Source organism: Flavobacterium sp. UBA7682 (assembly GCF_002482945.1).
Lineage (GTDB): Bacteria > Bacteroidota > Bacteroidia > Flavobacteriales > Flavobacteriaceae > Flavobacterium.
The window spans coordinates 44,507-69,021 of record NZ_DLGY01000020.1; the positions used below are offsets into that span (position 1 = coordinate 44,507).

Consider the following 24,515-nt stretch of genomic DNA (forward strand, 5'->3'; position numbering starts at 1 on the left):
AATTACCTTTGCAAAAAAATTGTTATTTTCGATTTTTTTGTAGGCTTGTCAAATATAAATCAAAATTTGTGCCTTTTATGCATACTGAAGAAGTTTTTATTCTGGCTATTGAAAGTTCGTGCGATGATACCGCAGCGGCCGTTTTGCGTGGTGATAAGGTACTATCCAATGTCGTTGCCCGGCAAAGTATTCACGAAGAATATGGCGGTGTCGTTCCTGAATTAGCCTCGAGAGCGCACCAACAGAACATCGTTCCCGTGATTGATGTCGCTTTAAAAAAAGCCAATGTGACCAAAGAACAGCTGTCAGCCATTGCTTTTACCCAAGGTCCGGGATTGATGGGTTCACTTTTGGTAGGTTCTTCTTTCGCAAAATCCTTGTCGATGGCGTTGAATATTCCGTTGATTGCCGTGAACCATATGCATGCGCATATTTTGGCTCATTTTATTGACGAAGAAGGTTTTGACAAACCGACATTTCCTTTTTTGGCGTTGACCATTTCGGGTGGCCATACCCAAATTGTAAAAGTAAATGGCTTTTTCAATATGGAAATTATAGGAGAAACTACCGATGACGCTGTGGGAGAAGCATTCGACAAAACCGCTAAAATATTAGGCTTGCCTTATCCGGGCGGACCATTGATAGACCAATTTGCCAAAGAAGGCGATCCTAAAAAATTCCCTTTTACCAAACCTAAAGTGGATGGATTAGACTTCAGTTTCTCCGGCTTGAAAACGCAAATTCTGTATTTTGTTCAGAAAAATGTCTTGACAAACCCGAATTTCATTGAAGAAAACAAGCATGATATTTGTGCTTCAGTGCAAAATGTGATTATCGAAATTTTGATGGACAAATTGAAATTGGCTGTCGCCGAAACCGGAATCAATCAAATCGCGATTGGCGGCGGTGTTTCGGCAAACTCCGGAATCCGTACAACATTAAAAGCGGCCGAAGGAAAATATGGATGGAAAACCTTTATCCCAAAATTTGAATACACGACCGACAATGCCGCCATGATAGGTATTGTGGGCTACCAAAAATATTTACACGACAAATTTACCGATTCGACTGTCGTTTCTAAAGCAAGAATCGAGTTTTAAACTATGCAATTATTCTATAATCCGTCAATCAGCGAAACAGCGACTTCTTTTGTTTTTGACAAAGAAGAAAGCAAGCATATCATCAAAGTCTTGCGAAAAAAAGAAGGCGATACTTTATTGGTCACCAATGGATTTGGGTTTTTATTTACTACAGAAATTTCAATTGCATCTGACAATAAATGCACAGTCAAAATCAATTCGTTTGAGCAACACGAAAAGCCTAAATTTCAATTGCATTTGGCTGTGGCACCAACCAAAATGAACGAACGCTACGAATGGTTTTTAGAAAAAGCGACTGAAATCGGTATTCAAGAAATCACACCAATTATCTGCGAACATTCGGAACGAAAAATAATTAAGACCGATAGATTTCAGAAGATTTTGGAAAGTGCAATGAAACAATCTTTGCATTATTATTTGCCCAAATTAAACGAACCAGTCCCTTTTAAGGAGTTTCTAAAAAAGGAAAACAACAGCCAGAAATTCATCGCCCATTGCGAAGAAACCGATAAAAAATCATTGAAAAATGAATTGAAAACCAACGAAGATGTAACCATACTCATTGGTCCGGAAGGCGATTTTTCTGTTAAAGAAATAGAATTGGCACTTGAGCATCATTATATTCCTGTATCTTTGGGTCAAACAAGGTTGAGAACTGAGACTGCTGCTATTGTAGCTTGTCATTCGGTGGTATTTAAGAATGAAAATAATTGATAATTGATAATTGATAATTGATAATTGATAATTGATAATTGATAATTGATAATTGATAAATAATGATTTTTAGTTTATGAAAAGACTTTTTTTTCTTTTTCTCGTTATTACTTCAACTGGTTTTTCCCAAGAAATAGCCCTTTTAAAATATAATGGCGGCGGCGATTGGTATGCCAATCCTACTTCATTACCTAATTTGATTAAATACTCTAATCAAACAATCAATACTAACATCAAAGCCAAACCGGCAACCGTTGAACCCGGAAGTCCTGATATTTTTGGTTATCCATTTGTACACATGACAGGTCATGGTAATGTTGTTTTCAGCGATGCCGAGATTGTAAACTTGAGAAACTACTTGCTCTCCGGTGGATTTTTGCATGCTGATGACAATTATGGTATGGACCAATACATTCGCAGAGAAATCAAACGCATTTTCCCCAATAACGATTTAATTGAAATTCCGGCCAATCATGCCATTTTTCAAAAGCCTAATGTTTTTGCTACAGGTTTACCCAAAATCCACGAGCACGATAACAAACGCCCGCAAGCTTTTGGTATTTTTATAGACAATCGCTTGGTGTTGTTGTATACTTATGAATGCGACTTAGGTGATGGTTGGGAAGATCCTGAAGTTCACAACAATCCTAAAGAAGTACGTGAAAAAGCACTGAAAATGGGCGCTAATATTTTAAATTACATTTTTAATCATTAAACCATGATGACTTCAAAAACTATTGCCATTGGAATTATAAAAGCTGTTGGAATTATAGTTTTAGCCGCTTTGGCACTGTATTTTTTATACCAAATTCAGTCCGTAATTATTTATTTAGTCGTTGCTTTTATTTTAACCCTAATTGGAAATCCGATACTCGACTTTTTCAAAAGAAGACTAAAATTCAACCACATCTTTGCTACGATTGCTACCTTAACCATTTTCGTCCTGCTTATTTTTGGCTTAATCTCAATGTTTATTCCACTAATTTTAGCACAAGGTGAAAATTTATCGCTTTTAAATACTGCCGCGATTGAAAAAAGCACTCTTGAATTAATCAATAAAATAGCCATTTTTCTTGACAGCCATGGTATTGATTCCTCTCGCCTTTTTAAAGAAGCGAACATCAGTTCTAAGTTGAATTTCAATTTCATTCCTAATTTATTCAACAGCATCATCACCACCATTAGCAATTTCGGAATCGGATTGGCCTCGGTCCTATTCATTACTTTTTTCTTTCTTAAAGACCGTTTGGTATTCATCATGAGTGCCAAAGATTTAATGCCGGATGCGCAAGAAGACAAAATCTTAAATTCATTACACAAAATCAATCATTTGTTATCGCGCTATTTCATTGGACTGCTGTTACAATTGTTAATCGTATTCATTTTATACTTAATTGTATTGCTGATTTTTGGAGTAGATAATGCCTTGCTTATCGCTTTTTTATGCGCTATTCTGAATATTGTTCCTTACATCGGACCGCTGATTGCTTCAGTTGTTGCCGCCATTTTAACCATGTTGGGCAACTTAGGCGGTGATTTTCAAAGTCAAATTCTGCCTTTGACGCTTTATGTAATGATTGGTTTTTGGATAGTCCAATTAATCGACAACAATGTTTCTTCCCCGATGATTTTCTCTCAAAGTGTCAGTTCACATCCTTTGGAAATTTTTCTCGTCGTATTGATTACAGGCTTCCTTTTTGGAATAGTTGGGATGATTGTTGCCATACCTTTTTACACTATACTAAAGGTTTTTGGCAAAGAATTTTTCCCCGAAAACAAAATCATCAAATTGTTAACCAAAAACATTTAGTATGGATCAATCCATATTGACTGAAGAAATTCAAAGTTTTATCCATAACAATATTGACGCCGATATCAATCAATTAGCGCTTCAAAAGAATAAATTTCCTAATACAGATTGGACTTCCATTTTAAATCAAATTGCGGCCAAACAAAAGGCAAAAACCAAATTACCAACTTGGTTCAACACTGCAAATATCCTTTATCCTTCTAAGATTTCTGTAGAACAAACTTCTTCCGAAAGAACAGCTGAATACAAATCACAATTGGTTTCCGGAAAAAGTCTAATCGATTTAAGCGGCGGTTTTGGCGTAGATGATTTTTATTTTGCCCAAAAAGTGAAACAAGTTGTTCATTGTGAAATCAACGAAGCCTTGTCTGACATTGTAAAACACAATTTTGAACAACTGAAAGCGTCCAATATTGAATGCTTTTCAGGCGATAGTTATGAAATTCTAAAAAGCAGGAACGAAAAACCGGATTGGATTTACATCGATCCTTCACGAAGAAATGAAGCCAAAGGAAAAGTGTTTATGCTTACAGATTGTCTTCCGAATGTGCCAGAAAATCTCGATTTTTATTTTGGTTTTGCATCCAATATCATGATTAAAACGGCGCCTTTATTGGATATAACCGCCGGATTGTCGGAATTAAAAAATGTAAAAGCGATTCATATCGTTGCTTTGGAAAATGAAGTCAAAGAATTGCTTTGGGTTTTGGAGAAAGATTATACCAAAACCATCAAAATGGTTACGGCTAATCTTCTGAAAAATGAAACTCAAGAGTTAAGATTTGAGCTCGATGCAGAAAACCAAGCCCATTTTGGTTTACCCCAAAAATTTTTATACGAACCCAATGCGGCCATCATGAAATCTGGCGGATTTGACATGGTTTCGAGTCAGTTTAAACTTGACAAGTTGCACCAACATTCGCACTTGTATACTTCGGAAGCCTTAATTGATTTTCCCGGTCGCCGTTTTGAAATTCAGCAAGTCATTGGTTACAATAAAAACGAAATGAAACCATTCCTGGAAAATCAAAAAGCCAATATCACCACGAGAAACTTTCCCGATTCGGTCGAAAACATTCGCAAAAAATGGAAAATCAAAGATGGTGGAAATTTGTATTGTTTTTTCACAACTGATGTGAATAATAATAAAATAGTTTTACTTTGCAGCAAATTATCATAAACCCATGAACAATCTGATTTTAGCTTTATTTTTACTTTTAAATATTACGGCATTTGCCCAAAAACCTTGTGAAATTGACAATGATATTAAAGATAGTTTAGGCACCTATAAATCAACCAAACAATACATTATTTTTGAAAGAAGTTTTGCTGGTAACTCGACTGATATTTTCTTTTCTTTATCCAATGACAATGGGATTCTTGGGCTTGAAATACAAATTTTACAACGCAGTCAAGACTTTATCAAAGCCATTTGTTTTGACGCTGGTTCCAAAATCTACTTACAGCTCAACAATGGTAAAATCGTGACGTTATTGTATGCCGGAAAAGATACTTGTGGTAATTTGTTGCGCGATGAAAACAATAGCAACAACCGAATTACTACCGGTAATTTTGTATTTTCTAAAGAAAATTTTGAAGAGTTAAAGACATCACCGGTTACTTTTATGAGAATAAAATATGCCGGAGAAACCATAGATTATCCCTACCGAACTGCTTTTGTTTCCGAATTGGACAAAAAAGTTTATGAACCGGAAGGTTACTTCATGAACTTCTTAAAGTGTGTTGACAATTAGTCTTCGCAGCGCCATTTTTGGTTAGACACTTTATCGGCCGAACTGTTATTCAAATTGTAATGCCACCATTCTGAATCGAAAGATTTGAAGTTGTGTTGGAGCATGATTTCCTTTAAAAACTTACGATTGGCCAAAATTTCTTCGGAAAGCTTACCATAATTGTGACTTGCTTCTTCGCCAAAGAAATCAAATGATGTTCCCATATTCAATTCAATTCCAAGTGAATCGACTAAAGTGATATCAACCGCACCGCCTTTGTTGTGAATTGAACCCTTTTTAGGATTGGCTACATAGGTCGGATTGGGAACAATTTGCCACATCTTTTTTTGAATCGCAATCGGACGATAACAATCGTATAATTTTATTTTAAAACCTTTGGCTAAAAAAGCTTTGTTGGCTTCCAATAAAGATTTAACGGTTTTTACACGCAAAAAACATTCGCCACACGGATAAACCTTTTCTTTTAGAAAATTGTCCGAAGTCGCATATTTCATATCAAAAACAAAATCGTTGCTGTAATTCTTTAAGTTGACAAAAGCATTGTCGTTGGTTTCTTTGGTAATATCTAATAAAATAGGTGACTTTTTGGCATCGAGATAAGTTGACTTACAAGACACGAGCGTGAGCGAACTAGCGAGGCAAATCAACAATAAAAAGGCAACTTTTTTCATCGGCTATATTTCATCACTGGTAAACGTAGTAAAACTTCTTTTCTTATACGGGCGAACAATCAATCGGCCTTCACGATCAAAACGAATGTAATTGTAAACCCAATTGGTGAAAACCACCGCTTTGTTTTTGAATCCGATTAAAGAGAATAAATGCACAAACATCCAAACAAACCAAGCAAACACACCACTAAAATGATAGTTAGGCAAATCAACTACGGCTAAATTTCTTCCAATCGTCGCCATCGAACCTTTATCGTTGTATTCAAAAGGCTTCATGATTCTGCCACTGATTAATTGCACCAAATTATCGCCCAACAATTTTCCTTGCTGCATTGCCGGTTGTGCCATCATTGGATGGCCTTGAGGATATTCCTTGGTTTCCATAGAAGCGATATCGCCTATGGCAAAAATATTGTCATAACCTTTTACTTGATTGAATTCGTTTACCCGAATGCGTTCTACTCTTTCCACTAAAGATTTGGCATCCAAACCACGAATGGCAGCACCTTGCACTCCGGCTGTCCAAATCACTGTTGCCGTTTCAAAAGCTAAATCGGTGTTGGTAGAAACTGTTCTTCCGTCATAATTGGTGACACGAATGTTTTTCCAAACTTTAACGCCTAATGCTGTAAGGAATTTTTCCGCTTCAACAGAGGATTTTTCACTCATCGTGTTCAGCACTCGGTCGTCACTTTGAATTAAGTTGATTTCCATTTTGGAAATGTCCAAATCGGGATAATCTTTTTGGAGTATGGCTTTTTTCATCTCTGCTAAAGCTCCGGCAAGTTCTACACCTGTTGGTCCGGCTCCGACTAAAACAAAATTGATTAATAAGTTTTTTTCCGTTTCGTCTTTCAATAAAACCGCTTGTTCAAAATTCTCTAAAATTAAACTGCGAATGTTCAAGGATTGCGGAATGGTTTTCATCGACATCGAATTGCGTTCGATTTCTTTGTTGCCAAAATAATTGGTTTTAGAACCGGTGGCAATTACCAAGTAATCATAATGTAAATCGCCTATTTCGGAAATTACTTTTTGTTCTTTGGAATCAATTTCTTTGACAGAAGTTAGTCGAAAGTAAAAATCATCATATTCCTGAATCACTTTCCGAATCGGATAAGCAATAGAACCTGCTTCTAAACCACCTGTCGCCACTTGGTACAGTAAAGGTTGGAATGTATGGTAATTGTGTTTGTCCAACAAAACGACTTGGACATTTTTATTTCTGAGCTTTTTAGCCAATGCAATACCGGCAAAACCGCCACCAATAATGACGACACGAGGTTTATTTGACGCTGGAATATTCATGATTAACCTTCTGTAGAAAAAGCCACATCGCCTTTCCAATTCATAAAACCGCCATCGAGGTTAAAAGTGTTTTCAAAACCCATTTGGTTCATAATCTGACAAGCTTGAGCACTTCTGGCTCCGGCTTTGCAATACACATAGTAATTTTTAGATTTATCTAATTCATCTACAGCATAAATAAATCCTTGACCTTTATAAATATCTATATTAATCGCTTTGGGAATAAACCCTTCGCTGCATTCATCAGGTGTTCTTACGTCTAAAATTACGGCATTCTGATCTCTGTCTAATTGTGCTTTCCAGTCTTGTTGTGATAAATTCATGTGATTCTTTTTTGATTAACAAATATACTTTATTTAATGACTTAAAATTCAATGTAAAAACCCTAATCTACTCCCTTACTTTAAATTTTAACAAAAAAATAACGAAACACTTGTATATACAAATATAAAATACTTTACATTTGTACCTACAAATATTACAATTGTAATTATGAGAATTGAGGAAGTTATAAAATCGACCGTTGCCTTAGATGATGCCAAAAAAGTCATTCTAAATATCATGTACACTCAAAATGTGATCAGCGATAAATTCAACGAGATTTTAAAACCTTATGATTTATCTGGCGAACAATATAATGTTTTGAGAATTTTACGCGGTCAAAAAGGAAATCCGGCCAACATGTGTGTCATTCAAGAACGCATGATTGCAAAAAACAGCAACACTACTCGATTGATTGACAAATTATTACTAAAAGATTTTGTCACTCGTGAAGTTTGCCCGGATAATCGAAGAAAAATTGAAGTTTCAATTACCCAAAAAGGTTTAACCGTTTTAACCGAATTAGATCCAAAAGTAAAAGAACACGAACAACTATTTGCCGCCAATTTAACCCAAGAAGAACTTGAACAACTGAATACTTTATTAGAAAAATACAGAAAAATCAAATAACAGCTATGAATAACTTTATAAAAAACGCTAATTGGCGTTACGCCACCAAAAAATTTGATGCTACCAAAAAAGTATCAAATGAAGATTTAGAAATTCTAAAAGAAGCAGTTCGCTTGAGCGCTTCTTCTTATGGATTGCAACCGTACAAAATAATTTTTGTGGAAAACCCTGAAGTAAGAGCAAAATTACAACCCGTAGCTTGGGGACAATCTCAAATTGTAGAAGCTTCTCACCTGTTAGTGTTTGCTAACATTACTGATTTTGGTGATGCTCAAATTGACGCTCACATCAATAATATAGCCGTTACCCGAGGTCTACCATCAGCCTCCTTAAAAGGTTACGGTGATTTCATGAAATCAAAAATCACTACACTTCCGATAGAAAACAGAAATGTTTGGACGGCTAAGCAAACTTACATCGCCTTAACTAATTTATTGAATGCGGCAGCAGAATTAGGGATTGATGTTACCCCAATGGAAGGTTTTGAACCGGAAAAGTTCAATGAAATTTTAGGACTCGAAAAATTAGGTCTAAACGCATCATTAGTAGCAACCATCGGCTACCGTCATTCTGAAGATGACACTCAAAACTACGCCAAAGTGCGTAAATCAAACGAAGAATTATTTATCAATTTATAATCTATAACTAAAATTAATTTACAAATGAAAAACTTAAAAACAATTGCGATTGCCTTATTAGTAGCTTTCGGGACGACAGCAGCTACAGCACAAAACAAGAAGATTGATGCTTCTAAAAGTACTATCAACTGGGTTGGTAAAAAAGTAACCGGTGAACACAGCGGAACTATCAACTTTCAAGAAGGCATGTTGATTTTCAAAGGCAAAAAAGTAACCGGTGGAAACTTCACTGTTGATATGACTTCTATAAATACAACCGATTTAAGCGGAGAATGGAAACAAAAATTAGACGGTCACTTAAAAGCAGATGATTTTTTTGGTACTGAAAAATTCAAAACAGCTACTTTAAAATTTACTACAATCGCTGACAAAGGAAACGGTTTGTACACCGTTACGGCTGATTTAACGATCAAAGGCATTACAAACCCTGTAACATTTGATTTGACTGTAAAAGGAAACACAGCTTCAACCAAGTTAACTATTGACAGAACTAAATATGACATCAAATATGGTTCAAAAAGTTTCTTTGACGTAGGTGACAAAGCTATTTATGACGATTTCGAATTGGCGATCAGCTTACAATTCTAAACTGGGAATCATTGCTATGAAATCAAAACCTCGGAAAAATTTTCGAGGTTTTTTTATTTTTATGTTTGAAATCTAAAAACACTTACCTACATTTGTTTCATACAAAAAATGAAAATGAACAACATTTTAAACAATACTTGGTGGTGGAATAGTTTACGTCGAACGTCGTGAAATAGTCTACTATGAGTATATTTTAAAATCTAAATATCCGAAAAGGCTTGTCATTCACGACAAGCCTTTTTTTTATGCTAAAAATTGAACTATGAAAATTTATCAACTCCATACCAACTTCAAACAAATCCTTGCCGATACGATTACTCCGGTGAGTATTTATTTGAAAATCAGAGACAAATTCCCAAACAGCATTTTGCTAGAAAGTAGTGATTATCACACAGCCGACAACAGTTTTTCATACATCTGTTGCAATCCAATCGCTTCCATCAAACTGGAAAATAATAGTATGACAAAAACCTTTCCCGACGGAATTTCAGAAGAAACAGCTATTTCTATTGATACTAATCTTCCAAAAGTGATTGAAGATTTTGCTTCTCAATTTCAACCCGAAAAGAACAACTTTAAGTTCATCAACAACGGTTTGTTTGGTTATATCAGTTACGATGCAGTACAGTATTTCGAGAAAATTGAGATTACCAAAAAAGCCCATGACTTATCCATTCCCGAATTGTTTTACGCCGTTTACCAAAACATTATTGCCATCAACCATTTCAAAAACGAAGCGTATATCTTTTGCCATAGCATTGACAACACCAATAACATCAAGGAAATCGAACAATTACTGCAAACCAAAACCTTCGCGAGTTACTCTTTTACTAAAGAAGGCGAAGCTATTTCTAATTTAACCGATGTAGAATTCAAAACCAATGTGGCTTTAGCCAAAAAACACTGTCATCGCGGCAATGTGTTCCAATTGGTTTTATCAAGACGATTTTCGCAAGCGTTTAAAGGCGACGAATTCAATGTTTACAGAGCACTTCGCAATATCAATCCCTCGCCCTATTTGTTCTTTTTTGACTATGGAAACTTCAAGATTTTTGGGTCTTCGCCCGAAGCGCAACTCGTTATCAAAAACAACCACGCCGAAATTCATCCGATTGCCGGAACTTTCAAGCGAACCGGCAATGACGAGCAAGACGCTAATTTGGCCAAAAAACTATCCGAAGACGCCAAAGAAAACAGCGAACATGTCATGTTAGTCGATTTAGCCCGAAATGATTTAAGCCGAAATTGTACCGAAGTCAAAGTTGAGAAATACAAAGAAGTGCAATTCTTTTCACACGTCATTCACCTCGTTTCTAAAGTCACCGGAAAATTAACCGGAAGTTCTATAAAACTGGTGGCCAATACCTTTCCGGCTGGTACTTTAAGCGGTGCTCCAAAACACAAAGCGATGCAATTGATCGAAAGTATTGAGAATACCAACCGAACTTTTTACGGCGGCGCGATAGGTTTTATGGACTTTGAAGGCAACTTCAATCACGCAATCATGATTCGGACTTTTTTGAGTAAAAACCACCAACTGCATTACCAAGCCGGTGCCGGAATCGTAGAAAGTTCAACCGAAGAAAACGAAATGCAGGAAGTTTATAATAAATTGGGCGCACTAAACAAAGCGCTGGAATTAGCAGAAACCATTTAACTTTACAACATGAAAATAGCCGTTATCGACAACTACGACAGTTTTACCTACAATTTGGTTCATTATCTCGAAGATTTGGACGGAAAAGTAACTGTTTTCCGCAACGACGAGTTAGAACTGGAAGAACTCGAATTATTCGATAAAATTCTGCTGTCACCTGGTCCCGGAATTCCCGACGAAGCCGGATTATTGAAATTGATTATCGCCAAATATGCCGCAACCAAAAGCATTTTAGGCGTTTGTTTAGGCCAACAAGCCATCGGAGAAGTTTTTGGCGGAAGCCTGACGAATCTAGACAAGGTCTATCACGGCGTAGCGACCAAAGTAAACCAAACGGTTACTGACGAATCACTATTTAATGATTTACCTGCCGAATTTGAAGTCGGGCGCTATCATTCTTGGGTAGTCAATACCAATGATTTTCCGGAGGTTTTAGAAATCACTTCTACAGATGATAATGGCGAAATTATGTCTTTGCGCCATAAAACCTTTGACGTAAAAGGCGTGCAATTCCACCCTGAAAGCGTGCTCACGCCTCACGGAAAAACCATTTTAAAAAACTGGCTTATCGCTTAGTTTGCTGTCTGCTCAACGTCGACGGTAAACTTTTACGCTGTCGATTGTCGGCAGTTCACTAAAACTAAGTATCATGAAAACCATCTTAAACCGATTAATCAATCACGAAACCCTAACTGCAGCAGAAGCCAAAACCGTTTTGGTTAACATCTCTTCAGGGCAATACAATCCGAGTCAAATTGCGTCATTCCTAACGGTTTACATGATGCGAAACATCACCATCGAAGAGCTTTCCGGCTTTCGTGAAGCGCTTTTAGAGCTTTGCATCGCCATTGACTTTTCCGCCTACAATACCATCGATTTATGCGGAACCGGCGGCGATGGAAAAGATACCTTCAACATCTCAACTTTAGCGTCATTTGTCACAGCCGGTGCCGGAATTCAGGTCGCCAAACACGGTAACTACGGCGTTTCGTCTATTTCCGGTTCGAGCAATGTGATGGAAACTTTGGGTGTAAAGTTCAGTAACGAGAGCAGCTTTTTAACTAAATGCTTAGAAGAGGCCAATATCGCCATCCTACACGCACCGTTATTCCATCCGGCGATGAAAAACGTTGGGCCGATTCGAAAAGAATTAGGCGTCAAAACCTTCTTTAACATGCTCGGACCCATGGTGAATCCATCATTTCCCAAAAACCAATTGGTGGGCGTTTTTAGTTTGGAACTCGCACGCATGTATGCTTATTTGTACCAAAACACTGCGGTTAACTATTCAATTCTGCATGCTTTAGACGGCTATGATGAGATTTCACTCACCGCAGATGCCAAAATCATTACCAAATCTTCTGAAAGTATTGTCAAGGCAGATGATTTTAATCTATCCAAATTGGCTTTCGAAGACATCAAAGGTGGTACCACCATTGAAGAATCGGCCCATATTTTTATGAATATCATCTCCGGAAATGGTACCGAAGCACAGCAAAATGTGGTTTGTGCTAATGCCGCTCTGGCGATAGCAACGGTTGAAAACACCAGTCTTTTAAACGCTTTCGCAAAAGCTAAAGAAAGTTTACAGTCCGGAAAAGCCTTAGAGAAATTGCAAAAACTCAAACAAATCAGTCAAGCATCATGAACCTACTAGAACAAATCATAACAAGCAAAAAAAGAGAAGTAGCTTTAAAGAAAAGCGGCGTCTCCATTAACCAATTGGAAAACAGCGATTTATTCAACACCAAAACCAATTCGTTAAGCAAATCAATCATTAACTTACCTTTTGGAATTATCGCCGAACACAAACGCCGTTCACCTTCGAAAGCGACAATCAATCACAATTTGTCTGTGGAAGAAGTGGTAAAAGGCTATGAAAACGCCGGCGCAAGTGGGATTTCGGTTTTGACAGACAGCCAGTATTTTGGTGGTTCATTAGAGGATTTGGTCTTGGCGAAAGCTTCCGTAAACACACCATTATTACGCAAAGAATTCATCATCGATGAGTACCAAATTTTAGAAGCCAAAGCCAATGGTGCCGATGCTATTTTGCTGATTGCCGCGGTTTTGACCAAAGCCGAAATCAAATCATTATCAGAGTTTGCCCATTCTATTGCTTTGGAAGTATTATTAGAAGTACACAATGTCGAAGAATTGGAGAAAAGCATTATGCCGAGTCTTGATATCATTGGCGTGAATAATAGAAATCTCAAGACATTCGAAGTGAGTTTGCAGACCAGCATTGATTTGGTTACCCAAATCCCGAATGACTTTGTTAAGATTTCTGAAAGTGGTTTGACAACAACTGATGACATACGATTGCTAAAAAGCTACGGATTTCAAGGCTTTCTAATCGGAGAAAACTTTATGAAAACGGATGATCCCGGTGCGGCTTTGGAACAATTCATCAATCAATTGAAAGCGTAATGGAAACAAAAATCAAAATATGCGGCATGAAGTTTCCTGAAAACATTATGGAAATAGCAGCAGTACAACCTGATTATTTAGGCTTTATTTTCTACGACAAATCGCCGAGAAACTTTGAAAATGAAATCCCTGAATTGAATAACTCGATCCAAAAAGTAGGCGTTTTCGTCAATGCTACTTTGGAATATATTATGGAAAAAGTCCACCAAAACAATTTGGATTTAGTACAATTACACGGTGAAGAAAGTCCGGAACTTTGCCATCTATTACAACAAAGAAAACTTAAAGTAATAAAATCGTTTAATATAGATAACCAATTTAATTTTAATAGTTTAAGCATTTATTACAATTACTGCAACTACTTTTTATTCGACACCAAAGGCAAGTTATACGGAGGCAACGGAACCGCATTCGATTGGCGTATTTTGGAAAGGTATTATTTAAACAAGCCTTACTTTCTCAGTGGCGGCATTGGTCAAGAAAGCCTAAGCGATTTAAAAACATTCTTCCAAAAAGACTATGCTAAGAAATGCCTAGCCATCGACCTCAACAGTCGATTCGAGATTGAACCCGGATTAAAAGAATCGATAGCTCTAAAAACATTCATTCAAAATTTAAAACAACAACCATGAAATCAAGATACAGTGTCAACGAAAAAGGCTTCTACGGCGAATTTGGCGGTGCTTTTATCCCCGAAATGCTCTACCCAAATGTGGAAAAATTGCGCCGGCAGTATTTAAAAATCTCATCCGAACCTTCTTTTCAAGACGAATTTAAAGCACTTCTAAAGGATTATGTCGGTCGCCCTACTCCGTTATACTATGCTGAGCGACTTTCGGGACAATTCGGCGCTAAAATCTACCTTAAACGCGAAGACTTGTGTCACACCGGCGCACACAAAATCAACAACACGATAGGACAAATCATTTTAGCCAAGCGATTGGGCAAAACCCGAATTATAGCCGAAACCGGCGCGGGCCAACACGGCGTTGCCACTGCAACGGTTTGTGCGTTAATGGGTTTGCAATGTATTGTGTATATGGGAGAAGTCGATATCGAACGCCAAGCACCTAATGTAGCGCGCATGAAAATGCTCGGTGCCGAAGTTCGTCCGGCGAGTTCCGGGTCTAAAACCTTGAAAGATGCTACCAATGAAGCCATTCGCGATTGGATTAGCAATCCCGAAGATACGTTTTATATCATCGGTTCTGTAGTTGGCCCACATCCTTATCCCGACATGGTCGCGCGGTTCCAAAGCGTGATTTCAGAAGAGATCAAAAGTCAGTTACTCGAAAAAGAAAACCGTAAAAACCCTGATTACATCATCGCCTGTGTTGGAGGCGGAAGCAATGCTGCCGGGGCTTTCTATCACTTTTTAGATGAAAAAAGCGTAAAGTTGATTGCCGTGGAAGCTGCCGGAAAAGGTGTTGATTCCGGCGAAAGTGCCGCGACTTCAGTCTCGGGCAAAATAGGCATTATTCACGGAAGCAAGACTTTGTTGATGCAAACGAATGATGGCCAAATCACCGAACCCTACTCTATTTCAGCGGGATTGGATTATCCCGGCGTTGGCCCGATGCACGCTAATTTACACCAAACCCAAAGAGCCGAATTCATCGCTATTAAAGATGATGATGCGATGCAAGCCGGAATCGAATTAGCCCAAACCGAAGGCATCATTCCGGCGATAGAAAGCGCTCATGCTTTTGCCGTTTTGAAGCACAAAAAATTCCTACCAAATGATGTGGTGGTTATCAATTTATCCGGTCGTGGCGACAAAGACTTGAATACTTATATTAACTATTTTAAATTGTAGAAATGAATCGTATCCAACATAAATTATCAAACGAAAAAAAAATACTATCTATCTATTTTACAGCAGGATTTCCTATGTTAAACGATACTAAAAGTTTAATAGAGAAATTAGCTAAAAACAACGTTGACATGATAGAAATCGGACTGCCTTTCAGCGATCCTTTAGCCGATGGTCCTACCATACAAGCAAGCTCTACGCAAGCATTAAAAAATGGCATGACAACAACTATTCTTTTTGAGCAATTAAAAGACATCCGAAGCACGATTGATATCCCGCTGATCATTATGGGTTATTTTAATCCCATGCTACAATTTGGCGTAGAACATTTCTTGAAAAACTGTCAAGAAACCGGTATCGATGGCTTAATCATCCCTGATTTACCGCTTGAAATCTACCTTTCAGAATACAAAGAACTGTTTGATAACTTCGGCATTGCAATGATTTTCCTGATTACACCACAAACTTCTGAGGAAAGAATTCGATTGATCGATGCCAATTCGAATTCTTTTATCTACTTGGTCAGCAGTGCGAGTGTAACGGGAAGTAGAGATAGTTTTGACGAAAATCAGCTGGCGTATTTTGAGAGAATTGCGGCTATGAAGTTAAAAAATCCTCAAATTATCGGATTCGGAATTAGCAACAAAAGGACGTTTAAACAAGCTATCAAACATCAAAAAGGCACCATTATCGGAAGCAGTTTTATACAATATATCTCGGAAAACGGAATTAACAATATTGAAAATTTCATTCGAAATATACTTTAGATAAATTACCATATAACTCTGAAAAACAATTTTTTAAATAGCCAGCATAGATTTTACTTATAATGACTTATTTGAGACTACTACCGCCCTACTTATTAAGCTAATCACTTAGTTATTAACAATTTGTATTGTTTCTGAAAACAATTTGCTAAATTTGGTTTAATACTGTCAAAAACAACCAACAAAACCAAATTATCATGGGACTATTTAACAACCGAGAAAAGAAACTCATTGAGGAACTTCACCAAAAAAGCGAAAGCCACCACAAAGAGATCAGCAAAGAAATTGAGGACCTGTTAGAAGACCTAACTACTGAGTATGACGAAAATCAAGAAGTAGTAAGTGAGTTCTCTTATTTTGTAGAAGAACTGCAAACCAAGTTAAGCCCGGAAGATGCGCAACGACTCCAAGACTTCACCTCTCGCCTAACGAAAGTAAAGCGATGCGCTAAGAAAGGCGTTGAAGCCATGCGCGAACTAGCACGAGACCAACGAAAGATTAGCCGGGAAACCAGTTTAGAATATCAAGAATATTATTATATGCGATAATGCAAAGCCTCTTTTTTAAGGGGCTTTTTTTCTTTTGGTTTGCTTGTAGGTTGGGTTTTGTAGTTATTTTATACTCTTTTTTATATATTTGATATGGGAGAAAGTAAGCTTCTTGCCTGCTTATTGATAATGAAAAGGCAGATATATCTGAAAGCTTTAGATACTACTTTACAGAACGACCTTGCAGACATTTGACAGCTGCGAAAAACAACATAAGTTAATAAATATGGAAATATCGAACTGATTTAAACTTTTTAAAAATAAAGGAAGCCATGCAAAAATTACAATTTAAAAAAGAAATAAACGCATCAGCTCAAAAAGTATATGAAACGATGCTGGGCTTAAAGAACAAAGCCACTTACGAATATTGGACAGCAACTTTTAACCCTACTTCCAGTTACGAGGGTAGCTGGAACAAAGGAAGCAAAATCCTTTTTGTGGGGACAGATGAAAATGGTAAAAAAGGAGGAATGGTTTCTGAAATTGTAGAACACAAGCCTGCCCATTTTATTTCCATTCGGCATTACGGATTTTTGGACGGAGATACCGAAGTAACCATAGGCGAACAAGTAGAAAAATGGGCAGGTGGACACGAAAATTATAGCTTTCAGGAAAATAATGGCATTACAACAGTAGCTGTGGAGATGGATACTATTGATGAATATTTGGAGTATTTCAATAACACTTATCCAAAAGCATTGGAAAAATTAAAAGAAATTTCAGAACAGTAAAAAGAACAATTGATACTGATAATAAAACTACACCTAACAGCCGTTCGCAAGCAACTGTTCCAACCTTTCATCCATCAACAACCTTAAACCCAAACTTAACTCACAACAAAAATGACACTTAAAATGCGACATATAATCATAGCGTTGTTTTTTTCGCTTTTCGGCACTATTTTGTTTGCACAAAATTCTCAGACAGACTACATCAAGAAAGACAGTATAATTATTATTGAAAAACAGCCCGATAAAGGATTTTACAACGATTATATTCTATTTATTCCGAAAGGAACTAAACTGAACAAAAAGACATTCCTACTTGTAGAACCTAACAACACGGGTAAATTAACAGACAGCATTGAAATTCATAAAAAACATGCTATCGACTTAGCCTCTGTAAGTTCCGTAGGGAATAATATCTCTACTGAGTTAAGAATACCTTTACTCGTCCCCATTTTTCCAAGACCGGCATCAAAACCATTGACTTATACCCACGCCTTAGACAGAGATGTTATACTAGAACAATCAACCAATTTGAAACGACTCGACTTGCAGTTGTTGGAAATGATAAATGATTCCAAAAAAGTTTTAAAGGCATTGCAAATTGAAGTAGAAGATAAATTTTTTATGAGCGGTTTTTCAGCTTCTGCGACTTTTACCAATCGTTTTTCATTTTTACATCCTAACAAAATACAAGCATTAGCCATCGGTGGGTTTAACGGAGAACTAATGCTTCCGCAAAATGAAATCAACGGCAATAAACTCAACTATCCGCTGGGAACGAATGATTATGAAAAAATAGTCCAGCAAAAATTTGACTTTAAAACCTACCAATCAATTCCTCAAATGATCTACATGGGTGCATTAGATGATAACGATGCGGTGCAATTTGATGATGCATACAGCAAAAAAGAACGAAAAATAATCAATGACAACATCGGGGCAACCGTACAAAAAAGATATGTAGCCTGTCAAGATTTCTATTTGAAGTCTAACATCAATGTCACCTTTAAAACATATGAAAATGTGGGACACTGGACTACCTCAAATATGAATCTGGAAGTTATTAAATTCTTCTTAGGCCAAATGAATGCAAAATAGAAAACTACCGCTAACCACAGTTTCAAGTAATAACCCATTCTGTCTTCCTAAACCAAAAAAACTACTACCTAGAAGTTTAACTATCTCTAGAATTGAATAACATCCTACTACTTCATCCCCGGAAAGGTTTTAATCTTCACCCGAAAAGTATTTTTGTAATTTCAACAAGCTTTTTCACTCAAAATCCTCTAACACCAAAGTGAGCCTCTTTCCCATCACTTCCAATCTCCTTCCCACAACTCTCCTAACAACATTCATTTTAAGTTAATTTTTTGATGAAATAACTCTCTTTTTATATATTTGAAAAATAGATAATTTTTAAAAAAAAGCAGAATTCAAGTACACAATCAACTCAAATACAGTCATAAAATAATGAAATCAAGAAATCTATTAAAACTGTCACTTTTGTTTATTGGAATCTTATTATCCGGTAACTTCATTTTTGCGCAAACCAAGACAGAAAAAGAAACTTTAAGCATTGATACGGACCATGCTGCTATAACCATGGAAGCTAAAAAAGTTGGTTCTTATCTAGAAGTAAGAGTGTATAACAATCACAATATTACTTATAACATAACCTTTTCTACTGAGGTAACCTTAAGAGGAAACAAAGGTGAGATAACGAAAACACTCCAAACATCCGGCGAAGTAGCACCTAACAAAAGTAATTATGCTTATGCCCATATTGGCGAAGCTGATCCGGCCACTACTACTTATTTCTCCTTAGAAAATGCTAGAAATATTAATTTCTCCGCAAAACCCATCAATACACAAGCAGCGCAAGAAAGCACCACTAACAATCATCAAAACACTAACACCACCACCACAGCCAACAGCGACCCAAGACCCGGAGCCAATGCATCAGTACAAGAACTGGCCGCCTGGCAAAAAAGACAATATGCTAACACCTCCAGAACTTCAAACAATACAAGTCAAAATAATTATACTAGTAACAACACTGCTACATCTACCCAAAACACCTCAAACAACGGAGTAACCCAAGCAGACCTTAATGATTTATTAGAACGAAACAGACAAGAAAGCAACAGAATTTTAGGCCTGTCTCCCTCTACTGCCAATAAAACAGCAGAACAAACAGCCGGTGACGGAATAATGGGAATAGCTGATGCCTGGGTCAAATCTCGACAAGAACGAGAAGAACGGGAAGAACGTGAAGAAGAAAAAAAACGCATAAGAGCAGAAAACGAAAGAATTGAAAGAGAGGAAAGGCTAAGAAAAATCAGCAACCGAAGTATCATTATCAATAAATACCAACCCAAAGAAATCCCACTATCTTCCAGGGAAAAAGCTCCTAAGCTCTTTTACTTTATCTATGCCTTTGATAACGCTAATTTAAACCAAGAATATGGTGCCGCGGTTTATGTGTCTAACGTATTCGAAATAGGCACTTTTAATGATGGAACCAGAGCTTATACCTCAACCGTCAAAAAAGAAATTGAATTCCTAACCAAATACACCGAAACACTACATGGTTATTATTACACCGCCGATGAAGCCGAGAAGCTCCGTCAGTCTTTTATTTCTTTGCTGCAAGATAATGGTGTAGCCATTTACAATATTAGCTACAAAGGAAAGCCAAGCACTAAAAAAGACAATGCAAACTCGGAAACCAATAAAAAACCCGACTCCAAATATGGAAAATCCATTATTATAAACGACCAAAATTTAGCTCCGGCAAAAATAAACACTTCTAAACCAACAGAAGTACCAAAAAGAAACATCGAAAAAGCAGAAGAAGAAAAGAAAAAAAGCAAATACGGTAAAACCATTAAAATAGAGTAATCATGAAACAATTAATTATATTTTTTTTAGTTTGTTGCAATCTAGTAACTTTCGCTCAAGGCGGTGCTCTGGCAGACCTTAAATTTGAAGAAGTCGAAATAGCCTTCAACAAACAAGATTATGAAACCACAATTAAAAAACTAGATGAGTTTGATAAGGTTTTTGGCTCGGTTACTTCAAAGTCTTTGTATTTGAGAATTGTTTCGCAGGACATCATACACGATTATTATGATATTAAATCTCCAATTCTTATAAATCTCAGTAAAAATACGAATGCTTATTTAAAAGCGTTTCAGGACGGCGAATTAGACGATAGGTATAGAGAGGTTTATGCGATATCTGAAAGAGTGAGTAAAGCTTTAGAAGTAAAAAAATGGAAAGAAGCTTCTGAATATTTAAAAGGTGTGAACGCGTATGACAGGAAAGCCTATGACGAAGCCATTAACTGGTTTAAAAAAGCAGAGCTAAACGGAAACCTTGCTGCAAAACATCATATTGGTTTAATTCAGTACACTCAAAAAAACGAAAAGGAAGCAATTGAGTACTACTATAAAGCTGCCAATGCTGGATACACGCCTGCAATGAGGATTATAGCTCGTATTTTAAATAGAGGAATTGATGGCATTCTAGTTAAAAGCCAAAGAGAATCATTAGAATGGTTTTTAAAAGCCGCTGAGAATGGCGATTCGGAAGCAAATTATTACGTAGGGGCAATGTACTATTATGGCGAAGGTGCTGAAATTAATAAACCAGAAGCTTATAAATGGTATTTAAAGGCAACCTATAAGGGTAATGCTGACGCAATGGAAGCGATTGCAATGCAATATCATTCAGGCCAAGGAGTAACTCAGGATTTTGAAAAAGCTATGTATTGGTATAAAAAAGCACTAGATAAAGGTAAAACGCCTTACAATAATATTGGTGCACTTTACTATAGTGGTAGCGGCGTTTCTAAAGATTATGCTGTAGCATTAAGTTGGTATGCAAAAGCGGCAAACGCTGGCGACATGAGAGCATCAAATAATGTTGGGGAAATGTATTTAAATGGAGAAGGTGTTGAAAAAAATTATGACGAAGCGTTGAATTGGTTTAAAAAAGCACTTGAGAGCAACTCAACGGAACATAAGGAAAGAGCTAAAAAAGGAATAGGAACCTGTTATTATGAACTTGGGAATGATTTTTTTAATAAGCATGATTATACAAACGCCCTTGAGAATTATAAAAATGCTTTTTCATATGATAAAATAAGTGCTAAATATAAAATTGCCGAAATGTATCGTAATGGTTTTGGCGTTGAAAAAAATAAAAAGACCGCAAAAGAATGGGAAAATAAAATGGGTACAAAAATGGAAATGACAAATTCTTTAATGGAGAGCCTAATTAAAAAAGATTAAATTTCGGTATACCTTTAAAATTAAATCATGAAAAATATAGCTAGTACAATATTTTTATTCCTATCCATCTTAACTTTCGCACAAGAAAGCGCCTTAGCCGATCTTAAATTCGAAGAAGCAGAAATAGCCTTCAACAACAAAAACTACTCCTTAGCCCTTAACAAAGTAGACGAGTTTGATAAACTACTCGGAACCATTTCAGATAAATCATTATACATCAGAATCATCTCTTTGCGCAAATTGTTCAATGACCAAAAACTCTGGGAAGACAAAGCGCAATCAGCATTACTCTTCTCACTCCAAAAATACACGGCTGCTTATGTAAATCAGGTGACCGATTTAGACGACAGATACCGCGAAGTATATGACATAAGCCAAGAATTAAAATTTCTTCCTAAAACCGAAGCAGACTATAAAGTCGGCTTGCTAGATCTCAATATAGCCTCCGGAGAATACTTCGCAAAAGTTAAAAATGCAACTTGCGAATACTATAAAAACAACAATAGAAAAATGATTTATGAATGGAAAGGAGTTTGCGAAAACGGCTTTGTTTCGGGTGATGGTATTCTAACGGGTTACTACTTAGGCACCAAAGAAGTGTCTTATCAGTACACTGGAAAAATGAAAGAAGGAAAAGAAAATGGCATCGGTACAGCATTTTGGTATAACTACGAACAAGGGCAAGCGAAGTACGAAGGAAATTTTGTTAATGGTTCTTTAGAAGGATACGGTGTCTATGAAAACTATAATGTAAAAGCAAGCGGATTATTTAAAGACAATGCCCCTAACGGAGAAGGCAAATTCCTTTTCAAAAGCTCAAACACCGAGTTCAGCGGAATTTTACAAAACGGAAAGCCTTATAACGGCAAACTCGTCAACTTAAACTCCGGTAAAGTCACCCGAATTTATACCAATGGTACTTATCAAGAACAATAACAGAACATCATTTTTCAATAACCTCGCATGAAAAAAATATTTCTATCCTTCCTCTTTCTTAGTATTCAAAGTGCAATGGCTCAAAACGCTATCGCCGATCTTAAATTTGAAGAAGCAGAAACAGCCTTCAACCACCAAAACTACACAGTCACTCTTGACAAACTTGATGAGTTTGATAAAGCCTATGGTACTTTAGCCTCTAAATCACTTTATCTTAGAATTGTTTGTCAAGATAAATTGCTCAATAAAGACATCCTATTTGAAAGCGAAGAACAGTTTGCCTTAATGGCTGCCTTGCGTAAAAATACTACTGCCTATATAAAAGCCATGGAAAGCGAAGAACTCGACGATAAATTTCGGGAAGTATATAGCATTAACGAAAATCTTACTACATACCCTGAAACCCTCAAAGAGTATAAAGAAGCATTAATACAACTTGAGCAAGCCAGTACTATTGATGATTTTGTAAACGTTAAAAACACTACTAACTGTAAATACTTTAAAGACGATAAAAAAAAAGTCATTTACACATGGGAAAGCTCATGCGAAAACGGATTTTTATCGGGCAAAGGTATTTTAACCGGCTATTTTTTAGGCACTAAAGTTGTGTATTCCCGAACGGAAGGTTATTTTGCCAACGGAAGAGAAGAAGGTTACTGCACGGTAACCTGGCAAAACGGAAATAAATTTCAAGGCAATTTCAGCAAGGGCAAAAAAGAAGGTCATGGAGTACTAACCGGCCCTAAAGTAAACTATACAGGCAATTGGGTAAATGATAAACTCGAAGGGTATGGAAAATACAGTGATTCCCAAAAAGTAACTATTGAAGGACAATTCAAAGACGGCAAACCCAGCGGACAAGTTATCATCATAAAAAACAAAAACAACACCAAATACGAAGGAACTTATTATAACGACAAACCTGATACCGGCCGTTGGACAGACAAAAACTCAGGTCGTATACTTGAAGAATACATCAACGGAATTTTACAATAACAACCATGAAAAAACTATTTATAACACTACTCCTGCTTACTGCCCAAATCACTTTGGCGCAAAACGCCATGGCCGACCTTAAATTTGAAGAAGCTGAAACAGCCTTTAACAATCAAAACTATACAACTACTATTAAACATCTCGACGAGTTTGATAAACTATATGGTTCAATTACCGCTAAATCATTATACCTTCGAATTGTATCTCAAGACAAACTATTTGAGCCTTCAAAACTTTACGAAAAACAAGATCAATTTACCTTACTCACGTCTCTACGTAAAAATGCGAGTGCCTATCTAAAAGCCATGGAGAGCGAAGGGCTCGATGACCGATACCGCGAAGTTTACACCATCAATCAAAAACTCCAACAATACCCACAAGACAAAGCTACTTTACAAGCAGAAATACAAGCCATCAATGACAATCTGAACAAATACGTCGGTATTTACAACTCAGACCCCATGTATGCCCTGCAAGTTGAAATCACAAAACAAGGCAATACTTTATTCACAGAACTTTTAAACAAAACAGGGCCCAAATCAGAAAAACAACCCCTAAAGTTTGTCCGAAAAGACGAATACATCATTGAAGTGTCAAACACCTCACTTAAATTCAACCCAGCAAACGCTTCCTTCACCATGAATCTACAAGGAATAGAATTTGTTTTCAAAAAACAATAACCATAAAACGCATCACCAACAACCGCTTTCAATTTTTTTGAACGGTATACATAAAAACCATGCCTTCATCTTAAGATAAGGTTTCTCTTGGCACGCAGATGGTTTTGAAAAGTGCGAAAAAGATATTTTCA

Annotated in this window: 27 protein-coding genes; 24 read left to right on the forward strand and 3 right to left on the reverse strand. The window is 36.7% G+C overall.

The features are described 5' to 3' along the window. Nucleotides 1-77 precede the first annotated feature (77 nt). The 6 genes from tsaD to B3C16_RS05160 all read left to right on the forward strand — a co-directional run bounded on the left by tsaD (nucleotide 78) and on the right by B3C16_RS05160 (nucleotide 5,378). Nucleotides 78-1,100, forward strand: a complete 1,023-nt coding sequence (gene tsaD / locus B3C16_RS05135) for a tRNA (adenosine(37)-N6)-threonylcarbamoyltransferase complex transferase subunit TsaD (protein WP_291129508.1) — start codon at nucleotides 78-80, stop codon at nucleotides 1,098-1,100. Between the two features lie 3 nt (nucleotides 1,101-1,103). Beyond that, nucleotides 1,104-1,814, forward strand: coding sequence for a 16S rRNA (uracil(1498)-N(3))-methyltransferase (locus tag B3C16_RS05140; RefSeq protein ID WP_291129509.1), 711 nt, complete (start codon nucleotides 1,104-1,106; stop codon nucleotides 1,812-1,814). A 76-nt stretch (nucleotides 1,815-1,890) separates the two neighbouring features. After that, on the forward strand, nucleotides 1,891-2,529 hold the full coding sequence (locus B3C16_RS05145) for a DUF4159 domain-containing protein (protein WP_121314318.1): 639 nt from the start codon (nucleotides 1,891-1,893) through the stop codon (nucleotides 2,527-2,529). A 3-nt stretch (nucleotides 2,530-2,532) separates the two neighbouring features. Continuing rightward, the gene (locus B3C16_RS05150) at nucleotides 2,533-3,624 is read left to right on the forward strand and encodes an AI-2E family transporter (RefSeq protein ID WP_291129512.1); all 1,092 of its coding nucleotides are present in this window, start codon (nucleotides 2,533-2,535) and stop codon (nucleotides 3,622-3,624) included. A gap of 1 nt (nucleotide 3,625) precedes the next feature. Beyond that, a complete protein-coding gene (locus B3C16_RS05155; protein ID WP_291129515.1) occupies nucleotides 3,626-4,804 on the forward strand; it encodes a class I SAM-dependent methyltransferase in 1,179 nt (392 codons plus the stop codon). 4 nt (nucleotides 4,805-4,808) lie between these two features. Next, complete coding sequence (locus B3C16_RS05160; RefSeq protein WP_291129517.1) at nucleotides 4,809-5,378, forward strand: hypothetical protein; 570 nt, start codon at nucleotides 4,809-4,811, stop codon at nucleotides 5,376-5,378. Here the strand turns inward: B3C16_RS05160 and B3C16_RS05165 are convergent. From B3C16_RS05165 to B3C16_RS05175, 3 genes are read right to left on the reverse strand one after another with little or no spacing between them, the layout of a single operon-like run. Then, entirely contained in the window at nucleotides 5,375-6,049 is a 675-nt protein-coding gene (locus B3C16_RS05165) for a M15 family metallopeptidase (protein WP_291129520.1), read from the reverse strand. The genes B3C16_RS05160 and B3C16_RS05165 overlap by 4 nt on opposite strands. A 3-nt stretch (nucleotides 6,050-6,052) precedes the next feature. Further along, nucleotides 6,053-7,357, reverse strand: coding sequence for an NAD(P)/FAD-dependent oxidoreductase (locus B3C16_RS05170; protein WP_291129523.1), 1,305 nt, complete (start codon nucleotides 7,355-7,357; stop codon nucleotides 6,053-6,055). A 2-nt stretch (nucleotides 7,358-7,359) separates the two neighbouring features. After that, complete coding sequence (locus tag B3C16_RS05175) at nucleotides 7,360-7,680, reverse strand: rhodanese-like domain-containing protein (RefSeq protein ID WP_121314324.1); 321 nt, start codon at nucleotides 7,678-7,680, stop codon at nucleotides 7,360-7,362. 169 nt (nucleotides 7,681-7,849) lie between these two features. On the opposite strand from B3C16_RS05175, the gene B3C16_RS05180 reads away from it, so the two are divergent. From B3C16_RS05180 to B3C16_RS05265, 18 genes are all read left to right on the forward strand, one after another. Continuing rightward, on the forward strand, nucleotides 7,850-8,308 hold the full coding sequence (locus B3C16_RS05180; RefSeq protein WP_121314325.1) for a MarR family winged helix-turn-helix transcriptional regulator: 459 nt from the start codon (nucleotides 7,850-7,852) through the stop codon (nucleotides 8,306-8,308). Between the two features lie 5 nt (nucleotides 8,309-8,313). Further along, the gene (locus tag B3C16_RS05185; RefSeq protein WP_291129528.1) at nucleotides 8,314-8,946 is read left to right on the forward strand and encodes an NAD(P)H-dependent oxidoreductase; all 633 of its coding nucleotides are present in this window, start codon (nucleotides 8,314-8,316) and stop codon (nucleotides 8,944-8,946) included. A gap of 24 nt (nucleotides 8,947-8,970) precedes the next feature. Then, nucleotides 8,971-9,534: a YceI family protein gene (locus tag B3C16_RS05190; protein WP_121314327.1), complete on the forward strand. Its 564-nt coding sequence runs from the start codon at nucleotides 8,971-8,973 to the stop codon at nucleotides 9,532-9,534. A gap of 262 nt (nucleotides 9,535-9,796) precedes the next feature. After that, the gene (locus tag B3C16_RS05195; protein WP_291129531.1) at nucleotides 9,797-11,191 is read left to right on the forward strand and encodes an anthranilate synthase component I family protein; all 1,395 of its coding nucleotides are present in this window, start codon (nucleotides 9,797-9,799) and stop codon (nucleotides 11,189-11,191) included. Nucleotides 11,192-11,200: 9 nt separating this feature from the next. Then, nucleotides 11,201-11,767 (forward strand): anthranilate synthase component II, encoded by a 567-nt coding sequence (locus B3C16_RS05200; protein ID WP_291129533.1) that lies wholly within the window; start codon nucleotides 11,201-11,203, stop codon nucleotides 11,765-11,767. Nucleotides 11,768-11,840: 73 nt separating this feature from the next. Further along, complete coding sequence (trpD, locus tag B3C16_RS05205; RefSeq protein WP_291129536.1) at nucleotides 11,841-12,839, forward strand: anthranilate phosphoribosyltransferase; 999 nt, start codon at nucleotides 11,841-11,843, stop codon at nucleotides 12,837-12,839. After that, entirely contained in the window at nucleotides 12,836-13,621 is a 786-nt protein-coding gene (trpC, locus tag B3C16_RS05210) for an indole-3-glycerol phosphate synthase TrpC (protein WP_291129539.1), read from the forward strand. Before trpD ends, trpC begins: the two co-directional genes overlap by 4 nt. Continuing rightward, complete coding sequence (locus B3C16_RS05215) at nucleotides 13,621-14,253, forward strand: phosphoribosylanthranilate isomerase (protein ID WP_291129541.1); 633 nt, start codon at nucleotides 13,621-13,623, stop codon at nucleotides 14,251-14,253. Before trpC ends, B3C16_RS05215 begins: the two co-directional genes overlap by 1 nt. After that, nucleotides 14,250-15,437 carry a tryptophan synthase subunit beta gene (trpB, locus tag B3C16_RS05220; RefSeq protein WP_291129544.1) on the forward strand — a complete coding sequence of 396 codons (1,188 nt, stop codon included), beginning with the start codon at nucleotides 14,250-14,252 and terminating at the stop codon, nucleotides 15,435-15,437. Before B3C16_RS05215 ends, trpB begins: the two co-directional genes overlap by 4 nt. A gap of 2 nt (nucleotides 15,438-15,439) precedes the next feature. Beyond that, nucleotides 15,440-16,201: a tryptophan synthase subunit alpha gene (trpA, locus tag B3C16_RS05225; protein ID WP_291129547.1), complete on the forward strand. Its 762-nt coding sequence runs from the start codon at nucleotides 15,440-15,442 to the stop codon at nucleotides 16,199-16,201. Nucleotides 16,202-16,398: 197 nt separating this feature from the next. Further along, the gene (locus B3C16_RS05230) at nucleotides 16,399-16,749 is read left to right on the forward strand and encodes a hypothetical protein (protein ID WP_121314334.1); all 351 of its coding nucleotides are present in this window, start codon (nucleotides 16,399-16,401) and stop codon (nucleotides 16,747-16,749) included. 272 nt (nucleotides 16,750-17,021) lie between these two features. After that, nucleotides 17,022-17,480 carry an SRPBCC family protein gene (locus B3C16_RS05235; protein ID WP_291129550.1) on the forward strand — a complete coding sequence of 153 codons (459 nt, stop codon included), beginning with the start codon at nucleotides 17,022-17,024 and terminating at the stop codon, nucleotides 17,478-17,480. A gap of 123 nt (nucleotides 17,481-17,603) precedes the next feature. Continuing rightward, a complete protein-coding gene (locus B3C16_RS05240; protein ID WP_147406871.1) occupies nucleotides 17,604-18,575 on the forward strand; it encodes a hypothetical protein in 972 nt (323 codons plus the stop codon). 372 nt (nucleotides 18,576-18,947) lie between these two features. Continuing rightward, entirely contained in the window at nucleotides 18,948-20,378 is a 1,431-nt protein-coding gene (locus B3C16_RS05245) for a hypothetical protein (protein ID WP_291129553.1), read from the forward strand. A 2-nt stretch (nucleotides 20,379-20,380) separates the two neighbouring features. Further along, nucleotides 20,381-21,772: a tetratricopeptide repeat protein gene (locus tag B3C16_RS05250; RefSeq protein WP_121314338.1), complete on the forward strand. Its 1,392-nt coding sequence runs from the start codon at nucleotides 20,381-20,383 to the stop codon at nucleotides 21,770-21,772. A 27-nt stretch (nucleotides 21,773-21,799) separates the two neighbouring features. Further along, a complete protein-coding gene (locus B3C16_RS05255; protein ID WP_121314339.1) occupies nucleotides 21,800-22,708 on the forward strand; it encodes a hypothetical protein in 909 nt (302 codons plus the stop codon). Between the two features lie 27 nt (nucleotides 22,709-22,735). Further along, nucleotides 22,736-23,704 (forward strand): hypothetical protein, encoded by a 969-nt coding sequence (locus B3C16_RS05260; RefSeq protein WP_291129557.1) that lies wholly within the window; start codon nucleotides 22,736-22,738, stop codon nucleotides 23,702-23,704. 5 nt (nucleotides 23,705-23,709) lie between these two features. Then, nucleotides 23,710-24,384 (forward strand): hypothetical protein, encoded by a 675-nt coding sequence (locus B3C16_RS05265; protein ID WP_291129560.1) that lies wholly within the window; start codon nucleotides 23,710-23,712, stop codon nucleotides 24,382-24,384. Nucleotides 24,385-24,515 lie beyond the last annotated feature (131 nt).